14 protein-coding genes are annotated in these 15,910 nt (G+C 33.9%); 3 read left to right on the top strand and 11 right to left on the bottom strand.

The features are described 5' to 3' along the window. Positions 1–11: 11 nt before the first annotated feature. The gene (locus ACWNMZ_RS06985; RefSeq protein ID WP_449598503.1) at positions 12–2,003 is read right to left on the bottom strand and encodes a S9 family peptidase; all 1,992 of its coding nucleotides are present in this window, start codon (positions 2,001–2,003) and stop codon (positions 12–14) included. Positions 2,004–2,252: 249 nt separating this feature from the next. Here ACWNMZ_RS06985 and ACWNMZ_RS06980 point away from each other — a divergent pair, with 249 nt between their 5' ends. Continuing rightward, positions 2,253–2,618, top strand: coding sequence for a hypothetical protein (locus ACWNMZ_RS06980; protein WP_031536644.1), 366 nt, complete (start codon positions 2,253–2,255; stop codon positions 2,616–2,618). A gap of 26 nt (positions 2,619–2,644) precedes the next feature. Here ACWNMZ_RS06980 and ACWNMZ_RS06975 read toward each other — a convergent pair whose 3' ends face one another. Beyond that, positions 2,645–3,232, bottom strand: coding sequence for a competence protein ComK (locus tag ACWNMZ_RS06975; RefSeq protein WP_048717148.1), 588 nt, complete (start codon positions 3,230–3,232; stop codon positions 2,645–2,647). A gap of 190 nt (positions 3,233–3,422) precedes the next feature. Here ACWNMZ_RS06975 and ACWNMZ_RS06970 point away from each other — a divergent pair, with 190 nt between their 5' ends. Beyond that, the gene (locus ACWNMZ_RS06970; RefSeq protein WP_031536646.1) at positions 3,423–3,653 is read left to right on the top strand and encodes an IDEAL domain-containing protein; all 231 of its coding nucleotides are present in this window, start codon (positions 3,423–3,425) and stop codon (positions 3,651–3,653) included. Positions 3,654–3,955: 302 nt separating this feature from the next. Here ACWNMZ_RS06970 and ACWNMZ_RS06965 read toward each other — a convergent pair whose 3' ends face one another. The 6 genes from ACWNMZ_RS06965 to hemE form a co-directional block, all read right to left on the bottom strand. Then, positions 3,956–5,236, bottom strand: coding sequence for a M48 family metallopeptidase (locus tag ACWNMZ_RS06965; RefSeq protein ID WP_235251555.1), 1,281 nt, complete (start codon positions 5,234–5,236; stop codon positions 3,956–3,958). Positions 5,237–5,507: 271 nt separating this feature from the next. Then, positions 5,508–6,497 (bottom strand): lipoate--protein ligase, encoded by a 990-nt coding sequence (locus tag ACWNMZ_RS06960; RefSeq protein ID WP_031536648.1) that lies wholly within the window; start codon positions 6,495–6,497, stop codon positions 5,508–5,510. Between the two features lie 246 nt (positions 6,498–6,743). Next, complete coding sequence (locus ACWNMZ_RS06955) at positions 6,744–8,963, bottom strand: YhgE/Pip domain-containing protein (RefSeq protein ID WP_031536649.1); 2,220 nt, start codon at positions 8,961–8,963, stop codon at positions 6,744–6,746. 73 nt (positions 8,964–9,036) lie between these two features. Further along, entirely contained in the window at positions 9,037–9,627 is a 591-nt protein-coding gene (locus ACWNMZ_RS06950; RefSeq protein WP_031536650.1) for a TetR/AcrR family transcriptional regulator, read from the bottom strand. Positions 9,628–9,970: 343 nt separating this feature from the next. Next, positions 9,971–10,915: a ferrochelatase gene (gene hemH, locus ACWNMZ_RS06945; protein WP_449598457.1), complete on the bottom strand. Its 945-nt coding sequence runs from the start codon at positions 10,913–10,915 to the stop codon at positions 9,971–9,973. Between the two features lie 66 nt (positions 10,916–10,981). Then, positions 10,982–12,040 (bottom strand): uroporphyrinogen decarboxylase, encoded by a 1,059-nt coding sequence (gene hemE, locus ACWNMZ_RS06940; RefSeq protein WP_031536652.1) that lies wholly within the window; start codon positions 12,038–12,040, stop codon positions 10,982–10,984. A gap of 517 nt (positions 12,041–12,557) precedes the next feature. On the opposite strand from hemE, the gene ACWNMZ_RS06935 reads away from it, so the two are divergent. After that, positions 12,558–13,076, top strand: coding sequence for an antibiotic biosynthesis monooxygenase family protein (locus ACWNMZ_RS06935; protein ID WP_048717151.1), 519 nt, complete (start codon positions 12,558–12,560; stop codon positions 13,074–13,076). 35 nt (positions 13,077–13,111) lie between these two features. Here ACWNMZ_RS06935 and ACWNMZ_RS06930 read toward each other — a convergent pair whose 3' ends face one another. The 3 genes from ACWNMZ_RS06930 to liaF are packed head-to-tail and all read right to left on the bottom strand — an operon-like array spanning position 13,112 to position 15,505. Further along, positions 13,112–13,747, bottom strand: coding sequence for a response regulator transcription factor (locus ACWNMZ_RS06930; RefSeq protein ID WP_349204126.1), 636 nt, complete (start codon positions 13,745–13,747; stop codon positions 13,112–13,114). Then, positions 13,740–14,783: a sensor histidine kinase gene (locus ACWNMZ_RS06925; protein WP_349204127.1), complete on the bottom strand. Its 1,044-nt coding sequence runs from the start codon at positions 14,781–14,783 to the stop codon at positions 13,740–13,742. The genes ACWNMZ_RS06930 and ACWNMZ_RS06925 overlap by 8 nt, the downstream gene beginning before the upstream one ends. Positions 14,784–14,791: 8 nt before the next feature. After that, positions 14,792–15,505 carry a cell wall-active antibiotics response protein LiaF gene (liaF, locus tag ACWNMZ_RS06920; RefSeq protein WP_449598501.1) on the bottom strand — a complete coding sequence of 238 codons (714 nt, stop codon included), beginning with the start codon at positions 15,503–15,505 and terminating at the stop codon, positions 14,792–14,794. Between the last annotated feature and the right edge of the window lie 405 nt (positions 15,506–15,910).

Raw genomic sequence — 15,910 nt, 5'->3', positions numbered from 1 at the left:
TTTTTTAATCGTTATACATATTCCAAAAACCAATTGTTAATATAGTTTAGTCTTTCTATTCTAAGTGTAGGTTTTCCACTTCTTGAAAGTTCATGATTTGATTCTGGGAAACGGACAAATTTCGTTTCTTTTTTTTGCACCTTTAAGGCAATAAATAATTGCTCTGCCTGTTCAATTGGACAACGAAAATCTTTTTCGCCATGCAATATAAGCAATGGTGTTTGCATATTATTTACATAAGCTAATGGAGAATGCTTCCACAGTGTTTCAATATCATTTAAGTCTGCTTTTATTTGCCAATCAGTAAAGTAGTATCCTATATCACTAACTCCATAAAAACTTATCCAATTGGAAATAGAGCGCTGTGTGACTGCTGCCTTGAAACGATCCGTATGCCCTATAATCCAGTTTGTCATGAAGCCACCATAGCTCCCTCCTGTAACCCCTAAACGAGAAGCATCGATAAAATCAAATGTCTCTAGACAATAATCCACCGCATCCATAATGTCTTCATAATCCTTCCCGCCATAATCACCACGTACAGCATCTACAAATTGCTGCCCATAGCCATGACTTCCTCTCGGATTAATAAACAATACCGCAAACCCATTAGAAGTTAGTGTTTGGAATTCATGGAAATAGGAATTAGCATACATTGCATGTGGTCCCCCATGAATTTCTACTACCATTGGATATTTTTCGCCCGCTTTAAAGTCTTGTGGCTTCATTAACCACCCATGCAGCTCCCAGCCATCTCGAGAATGAAATTGTAATGGCTCAGCTTCAGAAAATGTATGTGTTTCCGCAAACTCTTTATTTACATCTGTAATTTGCTGAACCTCGCCTGTCTCTAAATTTAGGGTGTATAAATCTCCTGGATGTGTAGGTGTACTAATAGCTACAATCGCTCTTTTTAAACTTCCGCCAGTTGATAACCCATACACATGATGATTATCGATAAGAGACGGATAGATTGCACCTGAAATATTTCCAAAATAGACAATGGTATTTCCATGGTCAGTTCCTAAAAAAGTAAAGCTTTCATTATCCTCTCCCCATAGTATGCCAGGTGTTACAGATCCCTGTTGAAAATCTCCGATTGCATAATCGCCAACATTTACATCCCATTCCGGTGTTAAGCATTGTAGATAATCAGATTCTAAATCATATACCCATATTTTTGACAGAGTCGCATTCTCGTATTCTCTGCCACTTCCTATCAATCCTAGTCTTTTGCTATCAGGTGTCCAAGTTGCTTTTCCATAAGAGCCATTACTTTCTGTAACCTTCTTCCAGTTCCGTTCTTTTCTATTATATAGATAAATATCTGCAATAAAGCTAAAATCCTTTTCATCGCTTTCATCTGCACTAATTGCTATGTACTGTCCATCAGGGGACCAGCTTTGCACATAATAATTATTTTCTCCTGATGTAATCTGCTCTAGATCGCCACTTTCTATATTTATGATAGCAATATGATCATAGCTTCCATCCCAAAAGCCCTTGCCGTCCGATTTGTACTTCATATTAGTTACTTCTAGTGAAGTAACCTTTTCCTCTTTCTTCTCCGTTATATTTTCTTTGTCTTCAACTGTTTCTCCCATTTTTAAATTACATTGAAAAGCTATTTCCTTGCTATCCGGGGACCAAACTGGATTACTTACTCCATTGGCTAAAAAGGTTAGTTGCTTTGCTTCTCCACCTTGCTTATTTAATAAAAACAATTGATTTTTCCCAGATCGATTCGAAATAAAGACAACTTGTTCTCCATTCGGTGACCATCTTGGTGAATAGTTTCGATCTTTCCCAAATGTCCATTGAGTTGTATCTAATGTATCTAGACGCTTATAAAAAATATTGGAATAATACTTATCGGTCTCTTTACAAATGGAAGTGAGTACATATAAACATTCCTGTCCTTTTTCATTAACCTGAGGATCAACGACAGATTTTAATTCATACAAAGCTTCTGCATTTATTCTATTGCTTTCTTTCAATTTCATCTTCCTTCCCTTATTTAAAGTAACTATATATTTCGACAACTGAAATAATTTCCCCTCCTTCTCTCTCTCTTTTCTTCTAAAAAATTTTTTCAGGAATTACAGCATTAATATCCACCTTCCTAAATTTACATGTAACATGCTTTTTAGAGACTGTGAAAAATATCATTATCAACTTGAAAATTACAGCCAAACAAGGTATTATCGAATAAGAACAAATGTTCTATAACATATAAGAAGGGGTCAATGATTATGACACGAATTCCTGAAATAGAAAGGGACATTATGGAAAAAGCTATTTATCTTCCTATGCTTTTAACTATACTTAATCGGGATCTGCAGGTCATCAAAAAAAGTAATTTTAAGCTAAAACAACCTTATATAGACCTTATAGAAAATACAATGAATGCAGTACAAACGGAGTTAAAAAAAACGAAGAATTATATGTATAAGCATGCTTTGAAGATTCAAGAAGTAAATCGTGATGAAGCATTTACCATGTTTTTGTTTATTTACAACGGTTATGAAGAATATCATAATTACTTTAACCCACGTCTTCGGAATAAAGTTCAAGAACTATTAGAGTATTATTTATACAAAAGGTTTACTATTAGTTAACAAAAGTAAATAAAAAAAGCTCCTTTTCAATTGCTATCCGATTTACTCCACTTCTTTTTATATTTCATTTGGTTTTCTGCCAGCTCTATCTGTTTATCCATTCCACTTTTATACGTGAGTTTGGGATTCATACTAGCTTCATAATTATAATGTTGCAAAGTTTTATATGAATTCGTCCTCATTATTTGATTTCTCAGAGAATAGATGGAAATCCCTATTTCAATCTTTTGTGAGTTTTGGAAGGTGATTCTTACTTTGGATGCTTCTATTTTTTTAATGTCAAGAATATGATGAAGTGAAATCCATGCACAGTTTTGATTTCTAGGAGAATGAGTAGGAAAAAAATAAACAGAATTATATGGATCAATTACGATTGGAACCTTATGGTAATAGGTCATTAACCGACGAGTTCCCTCTCTCCTTCCTTCATAGGAGCTCCCCAGATAACTACAGGTATTTTTAACAATCATTAGCGGGCTATGTTTGCATAAAAAAACGTTATTTTGTTCGTATATCTTTGAATAGATAACACCATTAGCCAACTTATAAGGGAGCACTGCTCGCGTATGATAATTAATAGCATAATTATCAACTATTACATATTTTTCTTCCATCAATAAATCACTCCTTTTATTTAGTAAACTAACCTAATAATAGCACTTTTTACCTAATTAACCTAAATACTTCCTAAATTTTCAGAACATAGACATACTTTATAATCAAATTTCTAAATTATTAAAAAATAGATTGATAATTATCAAATTTTCCCATATAATATTAAAAAGGCATCAGGAGGGAAAGACAATGAATGATAAGTCCTACACTGAGTTTACAAAGTTAAGTGGCAAGAAAAAGAACACAGAAACTTATGTAAAAGACCTCTACATTGAAATGCTGCTTTCTGAAATTCAATTAAATAATGAAAAAGCAAGTTTGATGTCCTTGATTGATAAAGCCATTGATGAACGAAATAAAGAAAAATTTAACGAACTAAGTATTAAATTCAACTTATTATGTAAGCGCTTCGGTACTTGATAATAAAGAGTTCTAAATAATTTAAGGATGCCCCAAAGAGCTAATCCAGCTAGCTGAATTAAGCCCTTTGAGACATCCTTTATCTTTTGCTCATGATAGTTATCTATGTTTTTAAATTTAGTCAAGTATAAAAACTAAGTCGTTTTTACATCTATGTTTAAAATAATAAACACGAGCATTTATGCAAAATGATTACATAATACTTCGTGTTTATCGTTATTTGAAATAAAGGTAGCTTTATTCAAGAGCTAAATTAGAGATTATTCGTCTTTAAAGATTAGTAGTATCCCACATGGAAACGATCATTCTTGCTGTTGATTTTGCAAACGGATGCTTTCCTCTTCTAGCTTACTGATTCTTTCTAGCATTGTCGGATGACTATAACGGAATATTTTTACTAATAAAGGTGGGTTTACTTCACTCAATCCCGTTTTTGCTAACTTTTGAAAAGTAACAATACCTGCTTCTGGATCTTCTGTTAATTGGACTGCATAGTCATCAGCCCTTTTTTCTTCATATCTTGAAATTAAATTAGTTACTGGATTTACAGCAAACAGCAACATGGAAATTAATAAAAGTACTAGAGGAAAAGAATGGATATCCTCTACTCTCGATATTTTAAGTGCATCTCCCCATCTATTCACAATCCAGTGCATTAATTTATAAACAAAATATAAACCAAACAAGGAAAAGAATAAAGAAATGCCTATCCCAATATAAATATGTTTTTCTACATAATGAGCCATTTCATGTGCCATAACAAATAAAATTTCGTCATTCTCTAATTCCTTTAAACTCGTATCCCATAGGACAATTCTTGCATTGCTTCCTATTCCAGTAACATATGCATTTAATGCACTAGTTTTATCAGACATATTCACTTCGAAAACATGGTTAGCTGGTATATTCGAAGCACTCGCTAACTTCAATATTTCAGCCTCTAATGCCTTATCCTTTAAAGGGGTGAAATCATTATAGAGCGGATCAATAACAACCGGTTGGATAAACGTGAGAAATAATGTAAACGGAATAGATAAAAACCATGCATAAAGCCACCATCTCTTTTGACTTTTTTTCATAAGCCAATATAAAACGATGACAAGGAGATACAAAATAACATAATTCACCCAAAAATCAATCATTTCGTCCTTCATCCAGGATGGAAAGCTTTGTGTAGAGATATGATAAGTCTTTGATAAGGAATAACTGATATACCCAAGAGGAAAGGTCAAAACAAATGCTGTTATATTCAGCCAAAATAAATAAATAGCTGTTTGTAGCGGCTTATATTTAGCAGAAGACTCTCCCCATTTTTTAAATGCTTTCGAAAAACCAAATAATAAAATGAATAAGTATAGAAGCCATTCAAATGGTGTTGATATAAAAAACAAGAAATTTCTTACCCGTGAATATTCCTCACTTAATACTAATTCTCTGCTATTTAGAAAAGTACTTGGATCAGCTCTAGACCCCTGAAATTCAAATGGCAAAGTTGGACTAGTGTATTGAAATAAATACCAATAAAAAAACAAGCCGTATAACACATAGGCAACCACTGCATAAAAACCAATTTTTCTAGTCATAATCTCCCTCCTGCCTAGTACAACCTATTATTAATAAGTAGTCCAAAAAAGAATTTTTAGAACTAAAAGGAGTATTTTTTGCTATTTATTTTGTTTATCTTATTAGTCATTGGAATCGACATCTGTTTAACACTGTTTTATCAGTTAAACATAAAAAATTGTCCGCGCCATTCCACTAAAGAAATATTATTCACTGAAAGAACGTAAAAAAGCATCCTAAACAATAGGATAACCACTATCATTTTAGATGCTAAAATATGCTCTGAAGTTATTAATAAATCAATTGCAGAAAATCTTCTTTTGTTACATTCCCAAAATAATGCTTAATAGAAATGTCTTCTAATGCCTTTTCTAACTCTGCGCGGTCATAGCGGATACCAATAAGGCGTTTCTCGATATCCTCTACATCGCCAACACCAAAGAAGTCACCATAAATTTTACAGTTTTTCACAATTCCTTTAACCACATCGAATCTTACATCAATTTGCCCAACTGGGAAACGATGAGAATGCTGCAGATTGAATTTAGGTGATTTTCCATAATTCCAATCCCAATTTTGGTATCTTTCTTTTGATAATTGATGAATTTTCTCCCAATCTTCTTCTGTTAATACATACTCTTGGATATTCTCTTCCCCGTCAAAAAGATAAACTAATAAAAGACGACGAAACTCTTCCACCGATATTTTTTCTGGTAGAAATTCAGTAATGTTCGCTACTCTACTTCTTACAGATTTAATCCCTTTTGACTCAATTTTGTCTTTTTTCACTTTTAATGCTGACACAACATGATCCATTTCAGAATCAAATAACAAGGTACCATGGGTAAACATTCTTCCTCTTGTAGAGAATTGGGCATTACCAGAAATTTTTCTACCTTCTGCAAGAAGATCATTGCGACCACTTAATTCAGCATTTACTCCCATGCTTTTAAGCGCTTGGACAACAGGCTCTGTGAATTTTCTAAAATTATGAAAGCTATCCCCGTCATCCTTTGTAATAAAGCTATAATTTAAATTGCCTAAATCATGATAAACAGCACCGCCACCAGACAATCTTCTGACAACATGTATGCCTTTTGATTCTACATAATCGGTATTAATTTCTTCTATCGTATTTTGGTTTTTCCCAATAATGATGGAAGGTTCATTTATATAAAATAAAAGAAAAGTTTCATTTATGTCTAGATTTTTCAAAGCATATTCTTCTATTGCAAGATTAATACGCGGATCTGTAATCCCTTTATTATCTATAAATAGCATAAAAAGACACCCCTTAAAATTTTGTAGAATTATATCCTATTTTCCCGAATTTAATTACCCTTTTATACTATAACGAAAAAACCTGAAATAATCACTTCATTTGTACTTTTTTCATAGAATTGGCAAAGTTTTTTATAACACAGATTTGGCTGCACAATCAAAAAGCTGCTATTTGGCAGCTTCAAGAATTTCTATCATAAATATCCAATAGAGTTTCTATGAAGATACAAAGCAGCAGCTTTCTTATTATTCCGCAGTAACTTCCATGTCATTGTTTATATAATGACGTCTATATTTAAAGATAAAGTAAATAGCTGTACCTGCAAAGAACAATATTGGATAAATCCCCAAAATCTCTGCATTATGCCACATATACTCAAAATCACCAGTTGAGATTACCGCTTTTAAGCCAGCTACTGAATAAGACATTGGCAATAGATTGTGGATATGTTGTAATACATTTGGTATTAACTCTAACGGAAATGTTCCCGCACTTGTAGTTAATTGGAAAATCATGATTATTACGATAATAAACCGTCCAGGATTTCCAAATAACGTAACAAAAAATTGGATAATCGAGAAAAATACTAAACTAGTTAGAACAGTAAATAGGATAAACAACGGTACGCTTTGAACTTCCATACCCAAAATAACGAGCAATACAAAGGACGCAACTAGTGCCTGCAAGACACCCACTCCAACTAGAATGATCGTTTTGCTTAAAAACCAACGCATACCACTTTTTGGCTGTCTCTCTGGTTCGGCAAAAGAGAAAACGATAGATAACATTAAAGCACCAACAAACAATCCAAGTGAGATAAAATATGGAGCTAAGCCCGTTCCATAATTCGGAACATCCGATACCTTTTCTTGGTCCACTAAAATCGGTTCTGCAATCATATCATAGGTTTTTTCATCCGAATGTATGGAACTTGCTTCCTCCGCTCCATCGGATAATTTAGAAGATAGCTCTTTACTACCATCCAATAAGGTAGAAGTTCCATTAACCAGTTCCTTTGAACCGTTTTTCAGCAAGTTGGTTCCATCTGATAAAGCAGTGGAACCAGTTGCAAGTGTATTCATTCCTGTTAGCAATGTATTCGCACCTTCAGCTAAATTAAAAGACCCATCGACAGCTTTTGAGAATTCAGAGGCATACTGATTCATTCCAGACACAAATTGTTCTTGACCAGCTACCTGTTGCTTTACCCCACTTTCTAACTTCGAGCTACCATCACTTAACTGATTAACACCTGTTTGAAGCTGTTTTTGACCTTCATTTAATTCAGTTAGACCGCTTGAAAGGCTCACTCCACCTTCTGCCAGCTGGTCTGCTGCTTGGCTCAAAGCCACTGTATTTGTAGCAATAGAAGAGCTTCCGTCCACCAACCCTTGAATGGCTGCCATTAACTGCTGTTGATTTTCTTCTGGTAATCCTTGTAGCATCGGCATAATCGAATTTATTGTTTCCTGTAAGGTTTTAGCACCTTCATTTAATTGATTTGCTCCAGCAGCTAATTGTTCTGATTTATCACTCCATTCTGTTAAACTTTGCGATAAATTATCTGAACCAGTTTGAAGCTGATTTGTCCCTTCGATTAGCGAAGGTATACTCGCTTTAACTGTATTGATTCCATCTTTTGTTTGAGACACGCCATCCAGAATGGATTGATCCCCTGCTTGTAATTGCTCAGCGGCAGTACTTAATTCCCCTTGTGCGGATTGTAACTCCGATAACCCTTTATTCAAATCCCCCGCACCATCTGCTAGCTCTTTCACTCCATCATTCGCACTATTTACACCATCAGAAAATTGAATTGACTTTTCAGCAAGTGTTTTTAAGTTAGAATAAACCTCTTCTGTCCCAGATTTAATTTTATCTGTTCCTTCTTCTAAATCTTTTGCACCAGAGCTTGCTGTTTTTAAGCCATCTGACATTTCTGTAATGTTTTCAAAAATAGATTCCGCATAAGTTTCCGTTACTTCTTTACTTACACCTTGCTTAATTTTTTCAATTGCAGAGTTCCCTATTTGAGAAGAAATAAAGTTATAGCCAGGATTAGAGATATATTTCAAATCTAATTTCTGTGGATTATCTTCAAGTAAGGTCGTCGCATTTTCCGAAAAATCTTTTGGTATCTCTATCAACATATAATACTTTTGCTTTTCTAAATTTTCATATGCTGTTTTTTTATCAACAAAAATAAAGTGGAAATCTTCGCTGTCCTTTAAGTTTTCAACTAAATCGTTACCAATCTCTAATGATTTCCCGTTCATTTCTGTCCCGGTATCTTCATTAACGACTGCAACGGGTAATTTGTCTAAGTTTCCATAAGGATCCCAAAAGGCCCATAAGTAGATGCCTGCATATAATATTGGAATAAATACAATAGCAATAACAGAAATGAGCATCATTTTATTTTTAAAAATAGAGGACAGCTCTGCCTTTAATAAACTTTGTTTCATGTAATTCCCCTCCATTTTTCCATAACTCTATTATTCTTTTCCATTACTTTCAATTATTAATTACAAATCCCCTTTACTTAGAAACTAGAGAATCACCTGATAATCCATAAAATAAATGCATTTCTAAACTAGAAGCTATTTCCTCTGAGCTTAGAGGCGGGTGGTTTTTCTCCCACTCAAATATTAATGCTAAATATACTTTAAAGATAATAAACGAGGTTAATTCTGTATCCTTTATTTGAATTTCCCCTTTATCTACTGCCTCTTGCACACGTATCTTCATATAATTTAATATGGCATTTTCTAAATGACTAATAACTTCCTTTACTTCTAAAGTGCCGATTTCTCGTTGCTCTTGAAAAAGTTTAACCGTCAACTGATGTTCTTTGCGGTACTCAAGCATATTCATCAATGCACGATGGACATTTTCCATAAACGTAGAGGATGGATCAAATGACTCATCTGCTCTTTCCTTCATTTCTGCTATCAAATCATTTATGATTTCGTAAAAAAGCTCTTCCTTATTCTTAAAAAAAGTATAAATGGTTCCTTTTCCTACGTTTGCGATTTTAGCGACATGATCCATAGTTGTTGCTTTATAGCCGAACATGGAAAATGATTTTGCCGCTGCTTCTAAAATAAGATTCCTACGATCAACAGTCATATATCCCACCTCTTTCTTATAGCGCAATTTTCCATATGTAAGCAGAAAACAAAGCACCAGTCTTTTCCTTCCTATTATTAAGCGAGTAAATATTCTCCATTAACTGGTTCACTCAAAAACATGTCTCCAATGTACTCTAATCTTAAAAATATAAAGGAAAAACATCCTTATGAAAGACCGCTTCTATTACGAAACTGACTAAAATAACATTTCGGTCAGTTAGTACAAAGAAGAATATATCACAGTGTTAAGCTGCTTGCAACAAAAGAAACCAAGCGATTTTCGTAATAATCACTTGGTTCCGTTTACAATATAATAATGTCAAGAAAAATTATTTTTCAGCTTATCCTTTAGTAGGTACGGCAATTTCTTTTAATACGACTGTTGCTAATACATCAATAAATTCTGGCTGTGCGTTCGGCATTTTTGGTCGATAATAACTTGCACCAACTTCTTTTGTAACTACCAAGCATTCGTAGTCATTGTCATATAAAACCTCTAAATGTTCTGCAACAAATCCTACTGGAACATAAACAAATGCTTTATATCCATATTTATCGTATAGATCTCTTGTTAAATCCTGAACATCTGGTCCTAGCCAAGGATCTGGTGTATTGCCAGCACTTTGCCAACCTAGATAATAAGTAGAAATTCCTGCCCCTTTTGCAATTAAATCTGCTGTTTCCTTTAATTGCTCTGGATAAGGGTCTCCATATTGAAGAATTTTTTCTGGCAAACTATGTGCTGATACGATTAAAGCTGCATTATCTCTTTCTTCTTGAGACATTTTGCTATATGTCTCTTTTAGTTGATTTACCCAATAGTTGATAAACTTAGGCTCTTTATACCAACTTTCAATACTATGAATAATTAAATCGCCTAGCTTATCCGCTTCTGCTTTTGCACGATTATTATATGATTTAATACTAAATGTAGAATAATGTGGAGCTAATACAATACTTACTGCTTCTTTTATCCCATCATCATGCATCATCTTTACGGCATCTTCTACAAATGGTTCAATATGCTTTAAGCCCAAATACATTTTAAATTCAATATCCTCTTGAATTTCATTAAGACGGGCCTCCAAGCCTTTTGCTTGTTCCATCGTAATTTTTGCTAATGGAGAAATCCCGCCAATTGCTTCATAGCGACTCGTTAAGTCTTGAAGCATTTCATCTGTCGGCTTTCTGCCATGTCTAATATCCGTATAATATCTTTCAATATCCTCTTCTTTATATGGAGTTCCATATGCCATCACTAGAAGACCCATTTTTTTACGACTCATTTCATTACCTCTCTTCTTTCCTATTATTTTGTATCTTATTTCTTTATATATCCTTTTAAATAATTTTTATTTACCTTCACGCTTGCTTAATAAATCACCAGAATAGTCATGAATAAATCCAGTCAATCTTTTCAACACCGCTGGATCTACATCCGGGAATACGCCATGCCCTAAATTAAAGATAAAGCCAGGGGTTTTAATACCTTGCTGAATAATTGCTTTCGTTCTCTCTTCAATGACACTCCATGGTGCAAGCAGAACTGCCGGATCCAAATTCCCTTGAACTGCTTTTTTTATCCCCATTTTTCTTGCCTCAGATATAGGTAATCTCCAATCTAGGCCAACTACATCGAGGGGAAGGTCGTTCCATTCTAAAGCTAAATGGCTTGCACCAACTCCATGCATAATTAGTGGTACATTTTCATCCTTTAACGCTGAAAAAATTCTTTCCATTACAGGCTTAATAAAAATACGATAGTCTACCACGTTCAATGCGCCAACCCATGAATCAAAAATTTGAATAGCACTAGCTCCAGCTTGAATCTGTGCCTTTACATAGGTAATAACCATATCGCCAAGTTTATCCATAAGAGTAGTCCAGGCTTCCGGTTTTGCATACATAAATGCTTTTGTTTTATGATAATTTTTCGATGGACCCCCTTCAATCATATAACTGGCAAGGGTAAATGGTGCACCAGAAAAACCAATTAAAGGAACATCTAATTGCTCGGTTGTAAGGAGCTTAATCGTATCAAGGACATACTTAATATCTTGTTCAGGATGTAACATACCAAGTTTTGCAACATCATCCATTGATTGAATGGGATTCTCTATCACTGGTCCAATTCCTGATTTTATTTCAACATCAACACCGATTGCTGGAAGTGGTGTCATAATATCTTTATAAAGCACGGCTGCATCGACATCATACTGATCGACTGGTAATTTCGTAACATATGCACATAATTCTGGCTGATGTGTTATTTCGAATAAAGAATATTTTTCTTTAATTGCTCGATATTCAGGTTGGGAACGACCAGCCTGTCGCATATACCATACCGGAACATAATCAGTCGGCTGTCCTTTTGCCGCTTTAATAAATGTATCTTTCACTTGTTTGCTCATCCTCTTAATGTCCACCTTTCAAAGGTATGATTTCCATTGTATCTATATTAGTGGTTATACTCAACTTATTTATAATCATTATTAAATTATAATATTTATAAATATTATGCAAGTAAAAAGTTTTGAAAGCGGGAAATTTTTTTGCACTTTCCCAATTACTTTTCTCAAAAACTTATCATCCCCAATAAAAAGGAATGTCCTCACTCACCAGACACTCCACCTTATTTTATGTAAAATTACTCCCACTCAATCATGCATACATTTTAATAATATATCTTTTTCACTACCTTTGCATAGATAACTCATCGGATTGTCACAATTTAGACATTTTTATCCGATTAGCCATGCAGCACCCCAACAATTAAAAGCATCTTAGAAAAACATCTGCTTCTTCCTATTTGCGATTATTTAAAAATCCGTTAAAGGTTTATTCATGTGCCTCCCTTCTCTATTTCCATAGTAACTTTTCCATTTTTATTGTATGCTAATAGTATCTTGTGACATAGGAGGAAGATCAGTGAACATCTATCTTACTAGCGGAACATATGATTATTTATGGAAAAAATACGAGAATGAATTTTCTAAAGAAACTTTATTGTTAATGCAAGATATAAATAGTGACAGGGCAATACTGCTTCATGAAAGTCAGAATCCTTCTTTTTTCAAGGAACCAAGAAGCTATGACATTTTATTTACCTATGGAATATTAGAAAATAACGGATTTATAACAATGAATTATGTACCTGTAAGTGAAGATAATAAACCTGTTTATGAGCATAATATAATGAAATATTTTTCATCTAATCCACATAGAGAAATGAAAGCCATTCGATTCCTCCGTCCTAAAAAAGGAGATACTTTTATTATCCTTTGTCTATGGGAAAATAAAGCAAGCTATATTAAGTGGATGCAGCATCCAGAAAATGCAAATGCGCCAATCGGAAATAATAGTGAAAAAGGCTGGAATAATTCGCAGCATTCTATCTTTAATGGAAAACCATATTTCATGCAATTAACGATTCCAGAGGAAGATTAATCATACATAATCCCTGTAGCCTGCTGAACAACTAACTACCTTGTCTTAATTATGCCATTTCGATTTGCATAAACAGCTGCTTGTGTTCGGTCGGCTACTCCTAGCTTGGATAATATATTGCTAACATGGGTCTTTACCGTTTTTATCCCGATATATAATTCCTCACTAATCGCTTGATTTGTCATGCCTTCTCCAATACACATTAGTACTTCCGATTCTCTTTCTGTTAGATCATCATGGGGTTTTCTTTCTGTTGCTCGTAATTTTTTGACCATAACATTAGCAACTTTAGGCTCAATTATTGCTTCTCCACTATTGGCTTTATTAATAGCCTGAACAACTTCAAAGGCACTCGCTGTTTTTAGTAAATAGCTAAAAGCACCTGCCTCTATCGCCGGAATTACTTGAGCTTCATCATAAAAGCTTGTAATAATAATAATTTTACAACTTGGATATTCTGTTAGAATGGCTTTAGTTGCTTCAATTCCATTTCCGTTTTCCATCAATAAATCCATCAGGACAATATCTGGCTTTTCTTTTAAAACAAGCTGAACAGCATTTTGTCCACTATTGGCTTCTCCTACAATTTGTATATTCGACTCTGTCATTAAATAAGAAATAATCCCTTTCCGGACCATCTCATGATCGTCAACAACTACTACTTTAATCATTTTCCCACCCCTTAGTCGGAACTCTAATATCAATATATGTACCTTCTCCGATTTTCGAGCGAACTTCCATTATGCCACCAATTTCTTCACAACGCTCTCTCATCGTTTTTAATCCATAGGAAGCTATCCTTTCTATAGTTGGATCAAATCCTTTTCCATTATCTCCAATATGTAAATGAGCATAATTTCCGCGCTCTTCCAAAATGATTCTTACTTTATCTGCATGGGAATGACGAAGCACATTGGATAAGGCTTCCTGTACGATTCGAAATAAATGTTCTTGTCCAGCCGTAGTTAAACCTTCTATTTCATCAATGCTCGCAGAAAAATGGAGCGTTGTTTTTCCCTTCAATTCTTGAATTAGCTTAATAATTCCATCACACAATGTATCATTACTTAATTCAACGGGCCTTAAATGTAGCAATAATGCTCGCATTTCTCCTTGTGCTTTTCCTGCAATCGACACAATTTCTTTTAACTGTTCTTTTGCCAAAACTGGATTGCTGTCAAAAACTTTATATGCAGCAGAAGACATCATGTTTAATGCAAATAATTGTTGACTGACAACATCATGCAAATCTCTTGCAAGTCTTTGCCTTTCTTCTATAACTGCAGCATTATGAGCAGTTTGGCCAAGTGTTATTTTTTCATTTGCTAATCTTTGCAATGAATGGACTTGTTCTTGTTGATAGTCTGCAAGTTGATTAAGTTCTTCTTTCACACCGTATACATACTCATTCGTGGATAGCTGCATTTTCCCTGGTATTTTCCCTCTCCGTAAAGACGATGTAAACCAAAATACCTCATCTAATTGCTTCTTAATCGTGCTATTCCATTTAAAGGCGAAGTAAAAACCAATTATAGAAGTTAGGAAAAACCAAATAACTGCTAAAATGAAACTTTCTATAGCTGTCATAACAAAAGCAGAAAACAAATATAAATAAATTTGTATACTTATAAATAACAATAAAGCACTAATCATACTTGTTAAAGCTACATTTCGGTAATATCCATAACGGCTACTTGTCTGCTTCATGTTTCCTCCTATACCTTTTGCACAGCTATATCGCCTATATTTATAAAAATATTCAATTTAATTTTTTTTATTGCCTCTTCATAATCGGGTGTTACATACTCTAAGCTATTTCCAAGCCCATCTCTAATTGATTGAAGTATGCGTACTTCTCCAATTTTCGCTTCTGCAGTAACATTCATCGCTAAATCATCTGGAACAATAATTTTTATGTCACCAATTCTAGCATGTATAAACAATTCAGTTTCTCCTTCTGGAATAAAGGCTTTGCTAAAATCGATATAGACATCTCCTATCCCATGAGATATATGCATTGGTTCAACAGACCAGTTGTCTGTGTTATATTTCACGTCGCCAATTCGAAATGATTTCTTTGTGTAGCGGTTTCCTCCATTATCATATTCAAAAGAAAATTTCTTTGGGCTAATAAGCCTTAATGCCAAAAGAATAATTACTAATGGCCATAATCTCCAAAAATCCACGAAACCAAATTCCAATACTTGGAATCGATCCAATATTAATAAAATTGAAAACACAAGAATAAATAAAGTGAAAAACAAATTATTTTTCCTCTTTAATGAAATATGATAAAGAGATAGACTTCCATATATAAACAACAAAAACGGATATATTATGACAAATATTTTTTTTATTTCCAAGGAAATGACACCTATACTAATGAGTAATAGGATAACGCCTAGAACCAGTAAAGTAATGGAAAACAATGTTTTGGGGATAGATTTTTTCAAAGACTTCCCTTCTTTCTTTAAACATTTATACTTTGGGTGATATTTCTTCTTTCTATATGGATAAAATTCCAAAAAGGACAACAAGAATATAAACTTATTGTACTATCATTTCGACTATTTTTGTTCCTTCTATCGAAGTTTTTTTCTCCGTCCTTAGAAGTAGTCTCCATTTTTTCATGTAATAATTTCCCCTTACTTCAGATATAGGGAGGTTCCATAAAACGAAGCAGAATCTCCCCTGATCGATAATAATAGAAATCTTCTACTCATTGTCCTCCTCCTTTCTCTTTATTTGTTATCTCGAGCAATAGATATTACTTCCGTTAAGAGGGATACCCATTTTTCTTAAAAGGACTTATCACCTTTTACATGCAGCCACAT

The organism is Niallia sp. Marseille-Q9988 (assembly GCF_976954375.1).
The sequence above is the reverse complement of the archived record's forward strand: the minus strand, read 5'-3'. Positions and strand labels throughout refer to the sequence as shown.

Excerpts from the sequence above, each read along its gene's own strand:
- hemE (WP_031536652.1), bottom strand. The coding sequence starts at position 12,040 with ATGAGCAAACAAGTGAAAGATACATTTATTAAAGCGGCAAAAGGACAG.
- ACWNMZ_RS06965 (WP_235251555.1), bottom strand. The coding sequence starts at position 5,236 with ATGACTAGAAAAATTGGTTTTTATGCAGTGGTTGCCTATGTGTTATAC.
- ACWNMZ_RS06960 (WP_031536648.1), bottom strand. The coding sequence starts at position 6,497 with ATGCTATTTATAGATAATAAAGGGATTACAGATCCGCGTATTAATCTT.
- ACWNMZ_RS06925 (WP_349204127.1), bottom strand. The coding sequence starts at position 14,783 with ATGAAGCAGACAAGTAGCCGTTATGGATATTACCGAAATGTAGCTTTA.
- ACWNMZ_RS06955 (WP_031536649.1), bottom strand. The coding sequence starts at position 8,963 with ATGAAACAAAGTTTATTAAAGGCAGAGCTGTCCTCTATTTTTAAAAAT.
- ACWNMZ_RS06970 (WP_031536646.1), top strand. The coding sequence starts at position 3,423 with ATGAATGATAAGTCCTACACTGAGTTTACAAAGTTAAGTGGCAAGAAA.
- ACWNMZ_RS06930 (WP_349204126.1), bottom strand. The coding sequence starts at position 13,747 with ATGATTAAAGTAGTAGTTGTTGACGATCATGAGATGGTCCGGAAAGGG.
- ACWNMZ_RS06950 (WP_031536650.1), bottom strand. The coding sequence starts at position 9,627 with ATGACTGTTGATCGTAGGAATCTTATTTTAGAAGCAGCGGCAAAATCA.
- ACWNMZ_RS06975 (WP_048717148.1), bottom strand. The coding sequence starts at position 3,232 with ATGGAAGAAAAATATGTAATAGTTGATAATTATGCTATTAATTATCAT.
- hemH (WP_449598457.1), bottom strand. The coding sequence starts at position 10,915 with ATGAGTCGTAAAAAAATGGGTCTTCTAGTGATGGCATATGGAACTCCA.
- ACWNMZ_RS06980 (WP_031536644.1), top strand. The coding sequence starts at position 2,253 with ATGACACGAATTCCTGAAATAGAAAGGGACATTATGGAAAAAGCTATT.
- ACWNMZ_RS06985 (WP_449598503.1), bottom strand. The coding sequence starts at position 2,003 with ATGAAATTGAAAGAAAGCAATAGAATAAATGCAGAAGCTTTGTATGAA.